Here is a 14,776-nt window from a genome sequence, read left to right as displayed (position 1 = left end):
CTTGAAGAGTTTAGAAAACATATCGACTATTTATTTTCTCGGCATTGGCGGAATAGGAATGAGCGCCATTGCCCGATATTTTCATGCAAATGGTAAACATGTGATGGGTTACGATAAAACTCCAACACAACTTACTAAAGAACTGCAAGAAGAAGGAATAGACATCACTTTTAAAAAAGAGGTGACCAAAATTTCTAAGCAGTTAAAAGATAAAGAGCATACTTTAATCATATATACTCCCGCTGTTTCTAAGGAAAACCTACTGTATCAATACATTGTAGAACATAATTTTTCTATTCTTAAGAGAGCAGAAATATTAGGATTGATCACAAAGGATATTCCAACTCTAGCGGTTGCTGGTACCCACGGGAAAACCACGACAACTGCCATCTTAGCACATATTTTGAAACAGTGCGGAGTAAAACTAACTGCTTTTCTTGGTGGGATTAGTGAAAACTACCAAACCAATTTTATCAACGATGGTAATGAAGCCGTTGTCGTAGAAGCCGATGAATTTGATCGTTCATTTTTACAACTTTCTCCCAATATTGCCAGCATTACTTCTATGGATGCAGATCATTTAGATATTTATGGTAGCAAGAATGAATTAGAAAATTCTTTCAGAGAGTTTGTAGCGAAAGTGCCCAACCAAGAAGATTTATTTTTTGCAGAAGGATTAAACTTACAAGGAAACTCTATTGGTTTCTCCTCAGATTCAGATTATGTGATAAGTGATATTTCAATACATAATGGGAGCTATTTTTTTGATTTTAAAACTCCGCATGAGGTCTTAAAAGAAATCGAATTTAGTTTACCAGGGAAGCATAATCTTATGAATGCAGCTATGGCTTTGGCGATGGCGATAAAATTTGGAGTTGATTCCGCGAAAGCGAAACATAGCTTAGCGAGTTTTAAAGGAGTAAGAAGAAGATTTACCTATCACTTAAGGACAGAAGACAAGGTTCTTATAGAAGATTACGCACATCACCCAAGTGAAATTAATGCAGTTTATCAAGCAGTGAGAGAAATGTACCCTAACAAAAAAGTGTTGGCGATATTTCAGCCACATTTGTTTAGTAGAACTCAAGATTTTGCTAATGAGTTTGCCACAAGTCTTTCTCCGTTTGATGCGGTAATGTTATTAGAAATATATCCGGCAAGAGAAAAACCTATTGCAGGGATCAATTCAAAAATGTTACTCGATAAGATTGATAATGAACAAAAAAGTTTGATAGATAGAGAGTTGTTGGTAGATAAAATAAAAGAAGCTTCCGCGGAAGTGATTTTACTATTGGGAGCTGGAGATATAGGAGATGAGGTTCAAAAAATTAAAATTGCGTTAAACCATGAAAGTTAATTGGAATTATATAAAAGCTTTCTCATTATTGGTGCTAGTGATTTTTCTTTACAGTTTTTCATCTGCACGAAATAATCAAAGGAAATTAGATAAAATTGAAGTGCAATTTACTAACGATGAAAATCTGTATGTGACTGAAACAGCAGTTAATAAGTTGTTGATACAAAATCAAGACTCGGTTAAAAACCTGGCGAAAGAAGTTCTAGATTTGAATATACTCGAAAAAAGATTAGATACACATGCGATGATTGAAGATGCAGATGTGTATTTGACAGTAAATGGGGAGCTTGGAGCAAAAATAACTCAGAGAAAGCCCATTGCAAGAGTATATGGAAATGAATCTTATTATATAGATAAAAATGGTAAGAAGATGCCATTATCTAAAAACTATTCGGCGAGAGTACCATTTATAAAAAATATTAAGAAAGAAGATATTGCAGAAGTATATCCGCTTTTAGCGAAAATTGATAAGGATGAATTTTTAAAAAAACATATTACTCTAATTAAAAGAAACTCAAAAGGAGAATATGTACTCGAAATGAGATTGTACGATTTCGAAATCTTATTCGGAGAAATAAATTCAATAGAAAGCAAGACTAATAATCTAAAAGCATTTTATAAAAAAGCAATGTTAGACCACCAATTAGATTCGTTTAAGTGGGTGAGTTTAAAGTATAACAATCAAGTTGTTTGCACAAAAAAGTGATATGAGTTTTACTATGGAAGAAAAAGATATTGCAGTAGGATTAGATATAGGAACCACCAAGATAGTTGCTATGATTGGCCGTCAAAATGAATACGGGAAAGTGGAAATTTTGGGAATAGGCAAATCTAAAAGTTTAGGCGTGCATAGAGGTGTGGTGAATAATATTACCCAAACCATACAATCTATTCAGCAAGCAGTACAAGAAGCAGAAGCAGACTCAGGCGTGAAGATTGAAGATGTGGTGGTAGGTATTGCAGGTCAACATATAAGAAGTTTGCAGCATAGCGATTACATAACTAGAAACAATTCAGATGAAGTAATTAGTGATAAAGACATAGATATTTTGTGTAATCAAGTACACAAACTGGTTATGCTTCCTGGGGAAGAAATTATTCACGTTTTACCACAAGAATATAAAGTTGACGGTCAAGCCGAAATTACCGAACCTATAGGAATGTATGGAGGTAGATTGGAAGCTAATTTTCATGTAGTAGTAGGGCAAATATCTTCTATTAGAAATATAGGAAGATGTGTAAAAAGTTCTGGCTTAGAATTAGCAGGAGTAACTTTAGAGCCATTAGCTTCGGCAAATGCAGTATTAAGTCAAGAAGAAAAAGAAGCAGGAGTTGCCCTTATCGATATAGGAGGAGGAACTACAGACCTGGCCATTTTTAAAGATGGTATAATTAGACATACAGCCGTTATACCTTTTGGAGGGAACGTAATTACCGAAGACATTAAAGAAGGTTGCTCGATCATTGAAAAGCAAGCAGAATTATTAAAAGTAAAATTTGGTTCGGCTTGGCCAGGAGAAAATAAAGATAACGAGATTGTTTCTATTCCAGGTTTAAGAGGTAGAGAGCCTAAAGAAATAACGCTTAAAAACCTTTCTAAAGTAATTCACTTTAGAGTGGTAGAAATTATAGAGCAAGTTTATTTAGAAATTAAAAATTACGGTCACGAAGAGCAAAAGAAAAAATTGATTGCTGGGATTGTAATCACTGGAGGAGGAGCTCAATTAAAGCACTTAAAGCAATTAGTAGAGTACATTACAGGAATGGATACACGTATAGGATATCCTAATGAACACTTGGCAGGAAATTCAGATGAAGAAACTACAAGTCCTATGTATGCTACAGCAGTTGGTTTAGTACTTAATAGTATTGAAAAGAGCAAAAAGAGAGAAGAAGAGAAGAAAGAAAGAGAAGCTTTAGAAGCAGAGCAGCCACAAGCTCCACTTGTAGAGGAAGAAGAAGTATCTACAGAAGTAGAGCAAGAACATGATCTTGTAGAAGATCCTCATGCTCCAGAACAAGAAGAGAAAAAAGAATCTAACGTTGGTAGAAAAAATATTTTTGAAAAGTGGTTTGACAATTTCAAAGATTTTTTAGACAACGCAGAATAAAGAATAGCTAAAAAAAGAAAAAGAATATTAATACCGAAAATAATAGAATTATGAGCAGCACAGAATTCGACATTTCATTCGATTTACCCAAAAATCAGTCTAACGTAATTAAAGTCATAGGAGTAGGAGGCGGAGGCTCCAATGCCATTAATCACATGTTCCAACAAGGAATAAAAGGAGTAGACTTTGTAGTTTGTAATACAGATGCACAAGCATTAGAAAATACAGGAGTTCCTATTAAAATTCAGTTAGGAGTTAATTTAACTGAAGGATTAGGAGCAGGTGCTAATCCAGAAATTGGAGAACAAGCAGCTCTAGAAAGTTTTGATGATTTAAAAAATATGCTCGATACCAATACCAAAATGATTTTTATCACCGCTGGTATGGGTGGAGGAACAGGTACTGGTGCTGCCCCAATCATTGCTAAGCAAGCAAAAGATATGGGTATTTTAACGGTTGGGATTGTTACTATACCATTTCAGTTTGAGGGTAAAACAAGAAATGATCAAGCTCAATTAGGTGTCGAAAGATTAAGAAAAAATGTTGACTCGTTAATTGTTATCAACAATAACAAGCTGCGCGAAGTTTATGGTAATTTAGGTTTTAAAGCTGGTTTCTCTAAAGCAGATGAAGTTTTAGCAACTGCATCTAGAGGTATTGCCGAAGTAATTACACATCACTACACGCAAAACATTGACTTGCGCGATGCTAAAACTGTATTAAGTAATAGCGGAACCGCTATTATGGGATCGGCCGTATCTTCAGGGAGTAATAGAGCTCAAGAGGCAATCGCTAAAGCTTTAGATTCTCCATTGCTTAACGACAATAAAATTAGTGGTGCTCAAAATGTATTGTTGCTTATCGTTTCTGGTTCAGAAGAAATAACTATTGATGAGATTGGAGAAATTAACGATCACATTCAAGCAGAAGCTGGTCATAGCGCCAATATTATTATGGGTGTTGGAGATGATGAAAGTTTAGAAGAATCTATTTCGGTTACCATTATCGCTACGGGATTTAATGTAGAGCAGCAAAATGTAATTGTAAATACAGAGACAAAAAAGATCATTCATACGTTAGAAGACGAACAAAAAGCAGTTCAAGATCTAACGGCTAAGAAGAGCAATATAGCTCCAAGTTTTAGTGCTCCAGTAGAAAAAGCACCAGAGCCAGCTCCAAAAAAGGTGGTTCACGTTTTAGAAGAGGAACCTAAACGAAGCGAGCCTAAAAAAGATGAGCCTTCTGCCAAATTAAATCAAATGAATTTAATTCCGACTTCGGAATTAATCAAAAACATCGATGTTTCTTACGAAGAAGTAACTTATGACGAAGATGATTTTGTTATTATAGATGCTTCAGATAACCTTAATGATATTGAAGTTAATGAAGCACAAGAAGTTTCTTCAAAAGAAGACGATTCTCAAGCTATGTTTACGTTTGATTTTCCGTTAAACGAAGAAAAAGAAGTTAAAGAGGAGCCAAAAGCAGAGGTGAAATCAGAAAAAATAGTTCATAATCTTTCTGAAGACGATACCAACAATATAGAAGTAAATGATGAAATAGAGGTTATCTCTAGCAGCACTTCTAGCAACGGAGAAAAACGTTATAGTTTAGAAGATTATATGGAGTTAGAGAACACCATTAATGAAGCTAAACCATCTGCTCCTCAACCACAACCACAGGTTAAAAAACCTGAAGTAAGGAGAGAAGAAGAGATTGTATATAAAAGTACACAGCCTGTAGAGAAAAAGCCAACTCCGCCAGCAGTAGAGGAAGATCCATTTGATAATCCTATTTCTGAAGATTTAATCGCTAGAGCGGAAGAAAGACGTGCTAGAATGAAAAGCTTTAATTACAAGTTTAGAAATAATAACAGCATAGATGAGATTGAAAAACAACCCGCTTATAAAAGAGCAGGATTAGATTTAGACAATCCTTCTCATGATAGAGAAAAACTCTCAAGAACAAGTATTAGTGAAGATAGTAATGATGAGGTTAGTTTTCGAAAAAACAACTCATTTCTTCACGATAATGTAGACTAATTATATAGAAATATAAAGCAGATATAACCCGAAGTTATTTTAAAAATAGCTTCGGGTTTTTTAAGCAATAATAACTATCTTCGTGCTATAAATAATAGAAATTATGAGTCTAGAGAAAGAAGTGATGACGCAGATGAAAGTTGCTATGAAAGCAAAAGACGCTGCAGCATTAGAAGCTTTAAGAGCAGTTAAAAGTGCTATACTTATGGCCAAAACAGAAAGTAATGCAGGAGAACTTTCTGAAGATCAAGAGATGAAACTAGTTCAAAAACTAGTAAAACAACGTAAGGATAGTGCAAGCATCTATAGAGAGCAAAATAGACCAGATTTAGCAGAGCCAGAAGAAAAGCAAGCAGAAGTGATTGCAGCATTTTTACCTGAACAATTAAGTGAAGCAGAGATTGAAGCAAAAGTTGAAGAAATCATTTCTAAAACTGGAGCGGAAAGTATGAAGGATATGGGGAAAGTCATGGGAATGGCAAGTGAAGAATTAGCTGGAAAAGCAGATGGTAAGACCATTTCTGCTATTGTGAGAAAAAAATTAGCTTAGAATACTTTAATATCATAGAACAAGAAATACTCAAATTCTTGGTTCTCTAAAATATTAGGCCTCGTGACGCAACTGAATACCCGCCCGAACGTGCCTTATCGGTACGGGCGGGGCGCATTAAAATTGAGATAAATGCATTTTGTTTATGTTCTATTTAGCTTTAAATTTAATCGTTCTTATGTAGGAATGACTAAAAACATTAAACAACGCCTTTCTGAACATAATAGTAAAAAGAATACATCAACAAAAGCATTTGTACCTTGGGAAGTTGTTTATACAGAGGAATACAATACGCAAGCAGAAGCGAGAATAAGAGAGAAGTATCTTAAGACTGCAGCAGGAAGAAGGTGGAGAAGGAATAACATTAGGCCCCGTGGCGCAACTGAATAGCGCATCAGATTTCGGCTCTGAGGGTTGGGGGTTTGAATCCCTCCGGGGTCACTAAAAAAGTCTTGTTTTAAACAAGACTTTTTTTATTTTGAAAGATGTCTTCTCAAAATAATACGGAAAAAAATTTATCAGATAAATATATGTTATGCGACACCTTATTTACTTTAGCTTCTTTCTTATTGCAATAACATTTTGATCATTGGGGAGCTTATATGAACCAAGTTATCAGAGAGAATTAATTAACTTTCTTTTAAGTCTCTAGTCAGTGGTTTTAATTCTATATCCTTTAAACGTGTTTTATTGAATTGGTATATAAAAGTCTACGATAGCTTTCTTTTCTGGATGTTCATTAAAATTATTGTAATAAATTTCAAAAGGTTCTCTATCTGCTTTTTTATATCCATTTTCATTCATCCAGACAAATAATCCAGTCCACGACTTTTCAAATTCATCTGTTCCAATTATAAAATTTCCAACGATAAATTTTCCAGCTTCAATAGCTGTGAGTCCAACTTCTCCATCTATTTCTTCTGGTTTATTAAGTAGAATTGATGCGCTCATTCGTATTTTGTTAGCGTCAGTAAATTTAAAACTGTCATGATATATCGTCATCATTTTTGTTTGGTCATTCATTAACCCTTTTGGTGTAGCCCATTGAATTAGTTTTCCGAAAGCGTTTTCAAGATTTTGAGCACCAATACATGAGATATAAGCTACATTCATTTTTGCTACTTCTTTAATTTCAACTTTTACGTTCATTTCTATCCAATTTTTAAGATTATCAATTATACAAATGTATTTTTCATAGTTAGGATAATCTTGTCCATTCTTGCTTTTAAGTTGACGGATCTTGCTAAACTTATTCGGATTTTGTTTTTTAAACTCAGTCGGACTTACTTTAAAATATTTTTTAAACGCTCTAGAGAAAGAAGAATTGTCACTAAAACCATAATTATGTGCTATTTTAGTTGAGGTTATATTTTTGTGTAGCAAATCCGAAGCTGACTTCTCTATTCTTTTTCGTGTTATATATTCATTTAAGGTTTCTCCTGTAATAAATTTGAAAATTCGATGAAAATGAAATGGTGAAAAAAAAGCGACTTCTGAAACTGACTTTAATGATAAATTCGATTCTAAGTTTTGATCAATATATTCAAATACGCGATTAATTCGGGTTTTGTAATTGGCTTCTATATTTTTATCAGTAACTGGCATTAATCAATATATAGTAAAACGATTTCTATTTTGAGAAGTTATGGGTTTGGCGATTAACTTTTAGAGGAAATAAAAAATGTAATTATTTAACTCCAAATTTCATTAGATTCAGTTAATATAACTGGATGGTTGTCGGTTACAAGTATGGTATGCTCGTGTTGAGTTACGTATCCACCTTTATTTCCGACTAAAGTCCAACCGTCATTTAGCTCTACAGCAACTGTGGATTTGGTTGAAATAAAAGTTTCTACGGCTACCGTTGTATTTTTCTTGAATCGTTCTTTGTTGCTTTTAACTCTGTAATTTAAAATATTCTCTGGCTCTTCATGCAAACTTTTACCCACACCGTGACCAGCTAAATTTTTAATGACTTTAAAACCAGACTTTTTAGCTTCTGTTTCTATTAAATATCCAATTTCTGAAATTTTCACTCCGCCTTTAATATTATTTATAGCTTTACGTAAAATGTTTTTAGAAGCATCTACAAGAGGTTGATGATTATGAATGTCTTTACCAAGTATAAATGAACCTCCATTATCAGACCAAAAACCATCTAGCTCTGCTGAAACATCAATATTAATTAAATCTCCTTCTTGCAGTACTATTTTATTAGATGGTATTCCGTGTGCCGCTTCTTTATTCACACTTATACAAGTATAACCAGGAAATCCATAAGTTTCATATGGAGCAGATTTAGCGCCATAAGCCCTTAAAAGTTCTCCTCCATATTCATCAAGCTCTTTAGTGGACATTCCAACTTTTGCGTATTCTCTCATTGCTCTTAATGTAGTTCCAACCACTTCACTAATTTTTTGCATTCCTGTTAATTCTGATTCTGTTGTTATTGACATTTTATCTTTTTTGTTGTAATGAATTATTAACGATTAGCTTTAAAGCTTTTTCTGAATCTTCTAAAATCAAAATTTTATAGTTCTTCCACTCTATAATTAATTCTTTATCTACAAGCTTATCAAGTGATATAAACGACACGGTTTTATGCTCACCATTTTCAGCTAATAAAACATTATATGAGTTAAAGGCATCTGTTTGATTTCCATTTATATCTTCAGACGATTCTCTAATACAATCTTTAAACAGAATTTCAAGGTTACCAATTACTGCTGTTTGGCCTACATCAATAAACATTGTTTTTTCGAAGTCTAATTTTTCTACAACTAAGTTAACTTTCTTTTTATTCATTTCTAAAGAAAAAGAATAGTTTTGATATGCTTTTGGATAGTTTACTTTTTTATTACCACTAGATTCTTCATAGTACCATAAAAAAGTATTGTATTTAGTACTGTTTTCAACTACATTTAATTCTAGTTGAACATGTGGAGAGTTGTTTTTTATTGGTTTGGATTGTATAAATAGATTGGTAGGTTCTATAATTAATTTCTCATATAGAGTACTAGGTTTTTTTCCTTTTTTTAAAGGAATTCTAATAGAACTGTTTGTCATAGAATTTTCTGATTGTGCGAATCCTGTGCAATGTATGAATACAAGTAGGATGATCAATACAGTATTTTTAGAAACCTCCATTCTTAGAGGTGATTTGTCATTAAAAAAGTTTGTCATATTTAAATGCGAACATGTAATAAAAAATTGCTGTTGTAGCCAACAAATGAATCCCAAATCCAATGAAATTTATGACTTTCACATAAGCTTTATTATGAAAACCAATTATAGAGTATAAAGCAAAAATTAAAATACAAGTCTCCAAGCATATTACTAATAATTCTCTAAATTCAAAGTTATGTTGTTTAATATTAGGAATAGTAATGGCCCAAAAAGCAGATACTCCTATCACCGTAACCGTATTTAAATAAGAAATTATTAAAGATGTTTTTTGCATTTTATAGCCAATGATTAAGGCTACTAAATGACAAATCAAGATTAAAGTTATAATTATGCTTACGAGTAAATCATTCATAACTTAGTATTGATATTATTTTGTTACGGTAGTAGGTAATGGTCTTAGCATCTAATTTAGCAATAAAATAATAGAAAATTTTTGAAGATTTTGTACGTAAGCTCGAACTAGTCATTCATTATAGCATCGATGAAAAATTAGCAAAGTCAGTACTTTTAGACTTCACTAAAACAATAAGATATGAAAACTATATCTGCTGCTCAACCAAAGTTATACATCGGAATTGATATTCACAAATTAAGTTGGAAAGTTCATTGCGTTACCGATATTTTTTGTGGTATTTTGAAAGATCTACGCAGGTTAAAAAGCTTATAACAATTAGCAAGCTATTTGGGTCTTGCTCCAAATATTTACAAAAATGAGGATAATTCGCAAGGCAATGTTATTAGCAAAAGAGGTAATAAAATTATGTGTAGCTATTTTGGTGATGCTTCTTAACAGGTTATACGTGTCGATCCAGTAATAAAAGCCTACTTAGATTATAGAAAACATTTACATCAGGATTCAAAAAACAGTCATTATAAAAAAAAACGAAATCTAGCGAGTCGGACCTTGGTGGTGATCAACCCTGTGATAGCTTATGAGCCAAATGAATTTAGTAGAAAATAAAGAAATTATTAACTATAGTAAAGCTCATAAATAATCAATCTCTTGGATCGCAAAACGACATATAGGAACATTTAACAATAGAATCACTTTTATAAACTGTGACTGGGTTATTATAACTTACAATCATATAGATGTTGATGGTCTCGCTTGATGATGGACCACATATATGATGCGGAACAAGTTATTTAAAGGCATTGAAATACTGATAACCCTAAAAGAATTATCAATATTTCAACACCACATATTTATTATTATGAGATATTTAAAAAACTGGATTAATGTTTTTCATAGGATACATTGCTATGGGTAGTTTTTGTTTTGCAAGTTCCACTATTACAGTAAGTTTCTCCTACTGTTTTAGCAACTGCCATTCCAAATACTATATGTCCCATCAAACTTCCTATAGCCATTAAAACCATAGAGCCTTCCATTTTTGGCATTGGCATCATCATTCCCATTACGCGCATCATAACTTGTGCAAATACAAATGCAATTATACCAAATACTGCTCCTTTTAACCAAACATTGCTGATTTTGTGCTTAAATAGGTGCAAATAGGTGTAGGCGAATGCAAAAACAATTCCAATCATAAAGTGCATAATCCAACCAACAAAAATTGGCATTCCTAGCATTTCTGCAAGCATCTTGGGAGGTGACATCTTTGGCATTCCCATCATTGGTGCAATCATCATAACTATGGTCATAATTAATGTGCCAATAAGACCCGCTAAAACTGTTTTTTGAATTTTTTTGTTCATAGTTTGTAAGCTTATTTCATTCTATTTAATTCCATTGGAATGTGAATTTTCACTTCATCGTCAACAACCATTGTTGCTGCCCAATCGCCTGTGCCAACTTCATAGTCTGTTCTATCTATTGTAGTATCGATAACTACTCCTAAAATGATGGTTCCTTTCATCATTGGGTGTTCCATTTCTCCTGTAATTTTCATTGGAAGAGCCACATTTTTAGTAACGTCTTTAATGGTTAATTTACCGTGTATTAAATATTTTTTGTCAGATTTTTTTTCAAATTTTGTGGATTGAAAAACCATTTTAGGATACGTTTTTGCATCGAAAAAATCCTCTGACTGTAAATGCTTATCTCTCTTTGTATCATCAGTATTTACACTGTTTATAGACACAGAAAAATCAGCTTTGCTTCCTTTTAAATTGTTTGGGTCAAAATGAATCATTCCGTCAAAATCGGTAAATTTTCCAGGAACAGAAGAAAAGAAATGATTGATTGAAAAATTGACTGAAGTATGTGACTTGTCAATTTTCCACATAGTTGCATCTTGTGCATTTACAGAAAGAGTGCTTAGTGCAGTAATAGCTACTGCGAAAACCATTGTTTTGATTGTTGAAACCATTGTTTTTATATTTTAAAAGTTATGATAGTCAAAATGAACTATCTATACCTTTATACCAATAGTTTCAAAAAATCACCCAAGTCGAATAAATATTTTTATATTTTTTGTTTTTACTCGTCATTTTCCTTTAGTTTTTTGATTTGTTCAACACACTTATGTTTTTGATTTTGAGCATTGTGTCGAGTAGAGTAGCCATAATCTTTCTGAATTTGATCTATAGCTTTTTCTTTAAAAAAAATGTCGTGAATAAGTCGGTTACAATGGTCTGTTATTTTTAATAAGTAACCTTTTAGTTTTTCTAAATACGTTTTTTCGTCTTCTACGGAATCATTAATTGAGGTTAAGAAATCACAAGATTTTAATTCGTCAACAGAAAGTTCGTAATTTTTATCTCGAAGCTTTTTGAACCATAAATTTTTACAAATGGCATAAACATAAGTGTCTATTGAAGCAGTCAATTGAAAATCATTTTGACGAAGTTTTTCAACAAGTACCATCATTGCTTCTTGAAAAAGATCTTCTGCATCAGTTTGATTTCCACTGTTGTTTTGTACGAAATTTAAAATTTTACCAAAATTATCTTGGTATAATTTTCCAAACGCAAAATTGTTTTCAGTTTTTAAGTCGACAATTATATTATTCATATTACATTGGTCGTAATTTCCGCAAATTGCCTACATTGATTTGTAGAAGGTGGCGATTTTGAAACACTTCACGGTCTAGCTAAGCACAAATTTTTATAGAATTACAAAACTTTATTTAACCAATGAACTGCCACTTTTGGATAGGCGCTGTTATAAGCTATTTTTAATTGTTTTAATGTATTCACTTACAATTTGCTTTATCTCGTTATAATTCTTAGACTTTTGATTAGTTGGCTCATTTAAATAAAGTTCTCTATTAATTTCTAACATTATGGTTGAAACATTTTTGTTTTTATGGTAATGTTCGATTGGCACAATAGAACCTTTGTATGGCCAGTCAACGCCTAAGGTGTAACCCGCTTTTTCAAAAAATAAGACCGATATGTCTATTAACTCCTTAGTCGTATGAAATGAATCAGTTCCAATATTAAAATCAGGTCGCTTTGTGTTTTTGTCAAGGTCTCTTTTTAATGGTTTGCTAGGATATGAATGACAATCAATAATTGTAGCTTTACCATACAAGTCTAACTGTTTATTTACAGCGGCATTGAATTTGTTATGATGTTTCCAATAATATGATTTTAATACTTTTTCTTTTAGCTCAGGAGTTACGATTCTAATTTCTTCACCATTATCACTTTTTTCATATAATACGCCCATTCCATATTGTGCCATTACTTCCTGTGTATCATCTGTAAACCTCTCAGGATCGCAAAATATTCTAGAAAATTCAGCAACTATCATTTCGTCCTTATTTGAATAAAAAAGATCATCAGTATACCAATCAGTCAATTTTAAAATTTCTTCTTCAAGAGTAATTGAGTCTACAAAATAACCATCTAATAAGGGTATGTTTGTCGAAGAATGAGGAATATGAAGTATTATTTTTTGTTTCATTCTATGTACTGATTTTTTTTTATGAATAGTTTATAGCGTATTTGGCTATGATTTCGTTGCGTGATTTAAGCACTAAAGTTAGCAATTAAATATGCACGTTGTTGTGCACTGGCTGTTTAGATTGTGATTAATATCCAATAAACCATAGCACTGCAAATTGCTGCAATTGGTAAAGTTAATAACCAAGATAATAGAATATTTCTAATTACTTTTATATCAGCTTTTTTAGTCACAGTGCCTATTCCGAAAATTGAGCCTACAGATACGTGTGTAGTAGATACAGGCATTCCGTGTACACTAGCAGTTGTGACTAAAAGTCCGGTAACCAAATTTGCTGTAAAACCTTGACCACTATTCATAGGTGTAATCTTTTTACTCATCATTACTCCAACTTTTTTGGCATTTATTAGTCCACCAACAGCCATTGCAATAGCTACAGCAATCATTCCCCATTTAATATCCATTGCGTTAATAACAATTAGAAGTCCTACAATTTTTGGTGTGTCATTTAGACCTCTTGCAAAACTTACTATTCCAGCACTTGTATAATGTGCGAAGTCCAATAATTTTTGTGAATTAATACCTAAAAAGTTTCCTTTATAAGATTCGATACATTGTGATTCATTTGATATTTTTATACTCGTCTGTTTTTTATTTTCGACAGTTAAAAATTCATTTGTAATATTGTTTTTAATGACTGGTATTCTTTCTTCTCCAACACATAAGCAGGTTTCTTTAGTAACTCCAACAAGCTTTCTTATTTTTCTAAAAATCAGATATGCTAGAAAACTAACTATTGCAGCCATAAGTGGACTTACAATTAAAGGCATTAAAAAAGTGCTGCCTAATTTTGCAAAGTTAAAAGAAGCACCAACTGCAACAATTCCACTTCCAAATAATGCACCTACTAAACTATGAGTTGTTGATATTGGCATTCCAATTTTAGTGGCTATAAAAACGGTTATTGCTGCTCCAATAGCAATAGATATTGCAAATTCTGGTGTTTGAATTAAAGTATCTGGGACTAAACCTTTTCCTGAAAAATTTTTAACTAGTGTTTCTGCTAAAAAAATCGCTGCAACAGATCCTGCAAAAGTTGTTATAGTAGCCCAAGTAATTGCTTTCTTATAGTTAAGAGTTCCACTACCAAATAATGTTGCAACTCCTTTAAAATTATCATTTGCACCATTAGTATATGCAAGAAAGCAAGCCGCAATGAAAAGTATTATTAAAATCATAAAATATAACTAATTAAAATAGTATAATAGTCGAATGACTTTAAAGATAATTACGGAATATTTTTATTTAAGGTTTTTGTGAAGCTTGTGTACAACGTGTTTCTTTAGTTTGTATTAAATAACTTTATATAGAAAGAGAGGAGAACTATAACGTGTTTTAGATTAGTGATCCCTTACACGTACGAGTCCTCTCATTCTATAAAGTTGCAAAGAACCATTTGGAATACCAGGCGTATAAGATCCCGATAAAGGAAGTAGTTTTTGCAACCTATTTAATCACTCTAATTGTAAAAATATGAAAAATTACAAAGAAGTAGTCGGAATTGATGTATCAAAAAAAACAATAGATGCGTATTGCTACCATGGTCAAGTACACAAAGAGTTTGTGAATGATATTGTTGGTTATAAAAGCCTTATA

The 14,776-nt window shown here is 32.4% G+C and carries 15 protein-coding genes and 1 tRNA gene; 7 read left to right on the top strand and 9 right to left on the bottom strand.

The genetic code is table 11. The features are described 5' to 3' along the window. Position 1 precedes the first annotated feature (1 nt). From murC to LX95_RS05325, 7 genes are all read left to right on the top strand, one after another. Complete coding sequence (murC, locus tag LX95_RS05355; protein ID WP_111540416.1) at positions 2-1,357, top strand: UDP-N-acetylmuramate--L-alanine ligase; 1,356 nt, start codon at positions 2-4, stop codon at positions 1,355-1,357. Then, entirely contained in the window at positions 1,347-2,063 is a 717-nt protein-coding gene (locus tag LX95_RS05350; RefSeq protein WP_111540415.1) for a cell division protein FtsQ/DivIB, read from the top strand. The genes murC and LX95_RS05350 overlap by 11 nt, the downstream gene beginning before the upstream one ends. Before the next feature lie 13 nt (positions 2,064-2,076). Then, positions 2,077-3,468, top strand: a complete 1,392-nt coding sequence (gene ftsA / locus LX95_RS05345; RefSeq protein WP_111540804.1) for a cell division protein FtsA — start codon at positions 2,077-2,079, stop codon at positions 3,466-3,468. A gap of 50 nt (positions 3,469-3,518) precedes the next feature. After that, on the top strand, positions 3,519-5,510 hold the full coding sequence (gene ftsZ / locus LX95_RS05340; protein ID WP_111540414.1) for a cell division protein FtsZ: 1,992 nt from the start codon (positions 3,519-3,521) through the stop codon (positions 5,508-5,510). A gap of 103 nt (positions 5,511-5,613) precedes the next feature. Further along, on the top strand, positions 5,614-6,060 hold the full coding sequence (locus LX95_RS05335) for a GatB/YqeY domain-containing protein (protein ID WP_111540413.1): 447 nt from the start codon (positions 5,614-5,616) through the stop codon (positions 6,058-6,060). 132 nt (positions 6,061-6,192) lie between these two features. Next, entirely contained in the window at positions 6,193-6,450 is a 258-nt protein-coding gene (locus LX95_RS05330; protein ID WP_111540412.1) for a GIY-YIG nuclease family protein, read from the top strand. Continuing rightward, a tRNA-Arg gene (locus LX95_RS05325) sits at positions 6,428-6,501 on the top strand. Before LX95_RS05330 ends, LX95_RS05325 begins: the two co-directional genes overlap by 23 nt. Positions 6,502-6,747: 246 nt before the next feature. Here the strand turns inward: LX95_RS05325 and LX95_RS05320 are convergent. The 9 genes from LX95_RS05320 to LX95_RS05280 all read right to left on the bottom strand — a co-directional run bounded on the left by LX95_RS05320 (position 6,748) and on the right by LX95_RS05280 (position 14,358). Continuing rightward, positions 6,748-7,665: an AraC family transcriptional regulator gene (locus LX95_RS05320; RefSeq protein WP_111540411.1), complete on the bottom strand. Its 918-nt coding sequence runs from the start codon at positions 7,663-7,665 to the stop codon at positions 6,748-6,750. Positions 7,666-7,751: 86 nt separating this feature from the next. Then, positions 7,752-8,516 (bottom strand): type I methionyl aminopeptidase, encoded by a 765-nt coding sequence (map, locus tag LX95_RS05315; RefSeq protein WP_111540410.1) that lies wholly within the window; start codon positions 8,514-8,516, stop codon positions 7,752-7,754. A 1-nt stretch (position 8,517) separates the two neighbouring features. Continuing rightward, complete coding sequence (locus LX95_RS05310) at positions 8,518-9,243, bottom strand: hypothetical protein (protein WP_111540409.1); 726 nt, start codon at positions 9,241-9,243, stop codon at positions 8,518-8,520. Beyond that, positions 9,227-9,598, bottom strand: coding sequence for a hypothetical protein (locus LX95_RS05305; protein WP_111540408.1), 372 nt, complete (start codon positions 9,596-9,598; stop codon positions 9,227-9,229). The genes LX95_RS05310 and LX95_RS05305 overlap by 17 nt, the downstream gene beginning before the upstream one ends. An 884-nt stretch (positions 9,599-10,482) precedes the next feature. Then, positions 10,483-10,965, bottom strand: a complete 483-nt coding sequence (locus LX95_RS05300) for a DUF6789 family protein (protein ID WP_111540407.1) — start codon at positions 10,963-10,965, stop codon at positions 10,483-10,485. 11 nt (positions 10,966-10,976) lie between these two features. Beyond that, positions 10,977-11,579 carry a YceI family protein gene (locus LX95_RS05295; RefSeq protein ID WP_211307643.1) on the bottom strand — a complete coding sequence of 201 codons (603 nt, stop codon included), beginning with the start codon at positions 11,577-11,579 and terminating at the stop codon, positions 10,977-10,979. Positions 11,580-11,689: 110 nt separating this feature from the next. After that, positions 11,690-12,223 (bottom strand): RNA polymerase sigma factor, encoded by a 534-nt coding sequence (locus tag LX95_RS05290; RefSeq protein ID WP_111540406.1) that lies wholly within the window; start codon positions 12,221-12,223, stop codon positions 11,690-11,692. 150 nt (positions 12,224-12,373) lie between these two features. Further along, a complete protein-coding gene (locus tag LX95_RS05285; protein WP_111540405.1) occupies positions 12,374-13,120 on the bottom strand; it encodes an N-formylglutamate amidohydrolase in 747 nt (248 codons plus the stop codon). Positions 13,121-13,236: 116 nt separating this feature from the next. Next, positions 13,237-14,358 carry an inorganic phosphate transporter gene (locus LX95_RS05280; protein ID WP_111540404.1) on the bottom strand — a complete coding sequence of 374 codons (1,122 nt, stop codon included), beginning with the start codon at positions 14,356-14,358 and terminating at the stop codon, positions 13,237-13,239. Positions 14,359-14,776 lie beyond the last annotated feature (418 nt).

The organism is Mesonia algae (genome assembly GCF_003253545.1).
Lineage (GTDB): Bacteria > Bacteroidota > Bacteroidia > Flavobacteriales > Flavobacteriaceae > Mesonia > Mesonia algae.
Note: the sequence above shows the minus strand (reverse complement) of the source record. Positions and strands in the feature narration are given on the sequence as shown.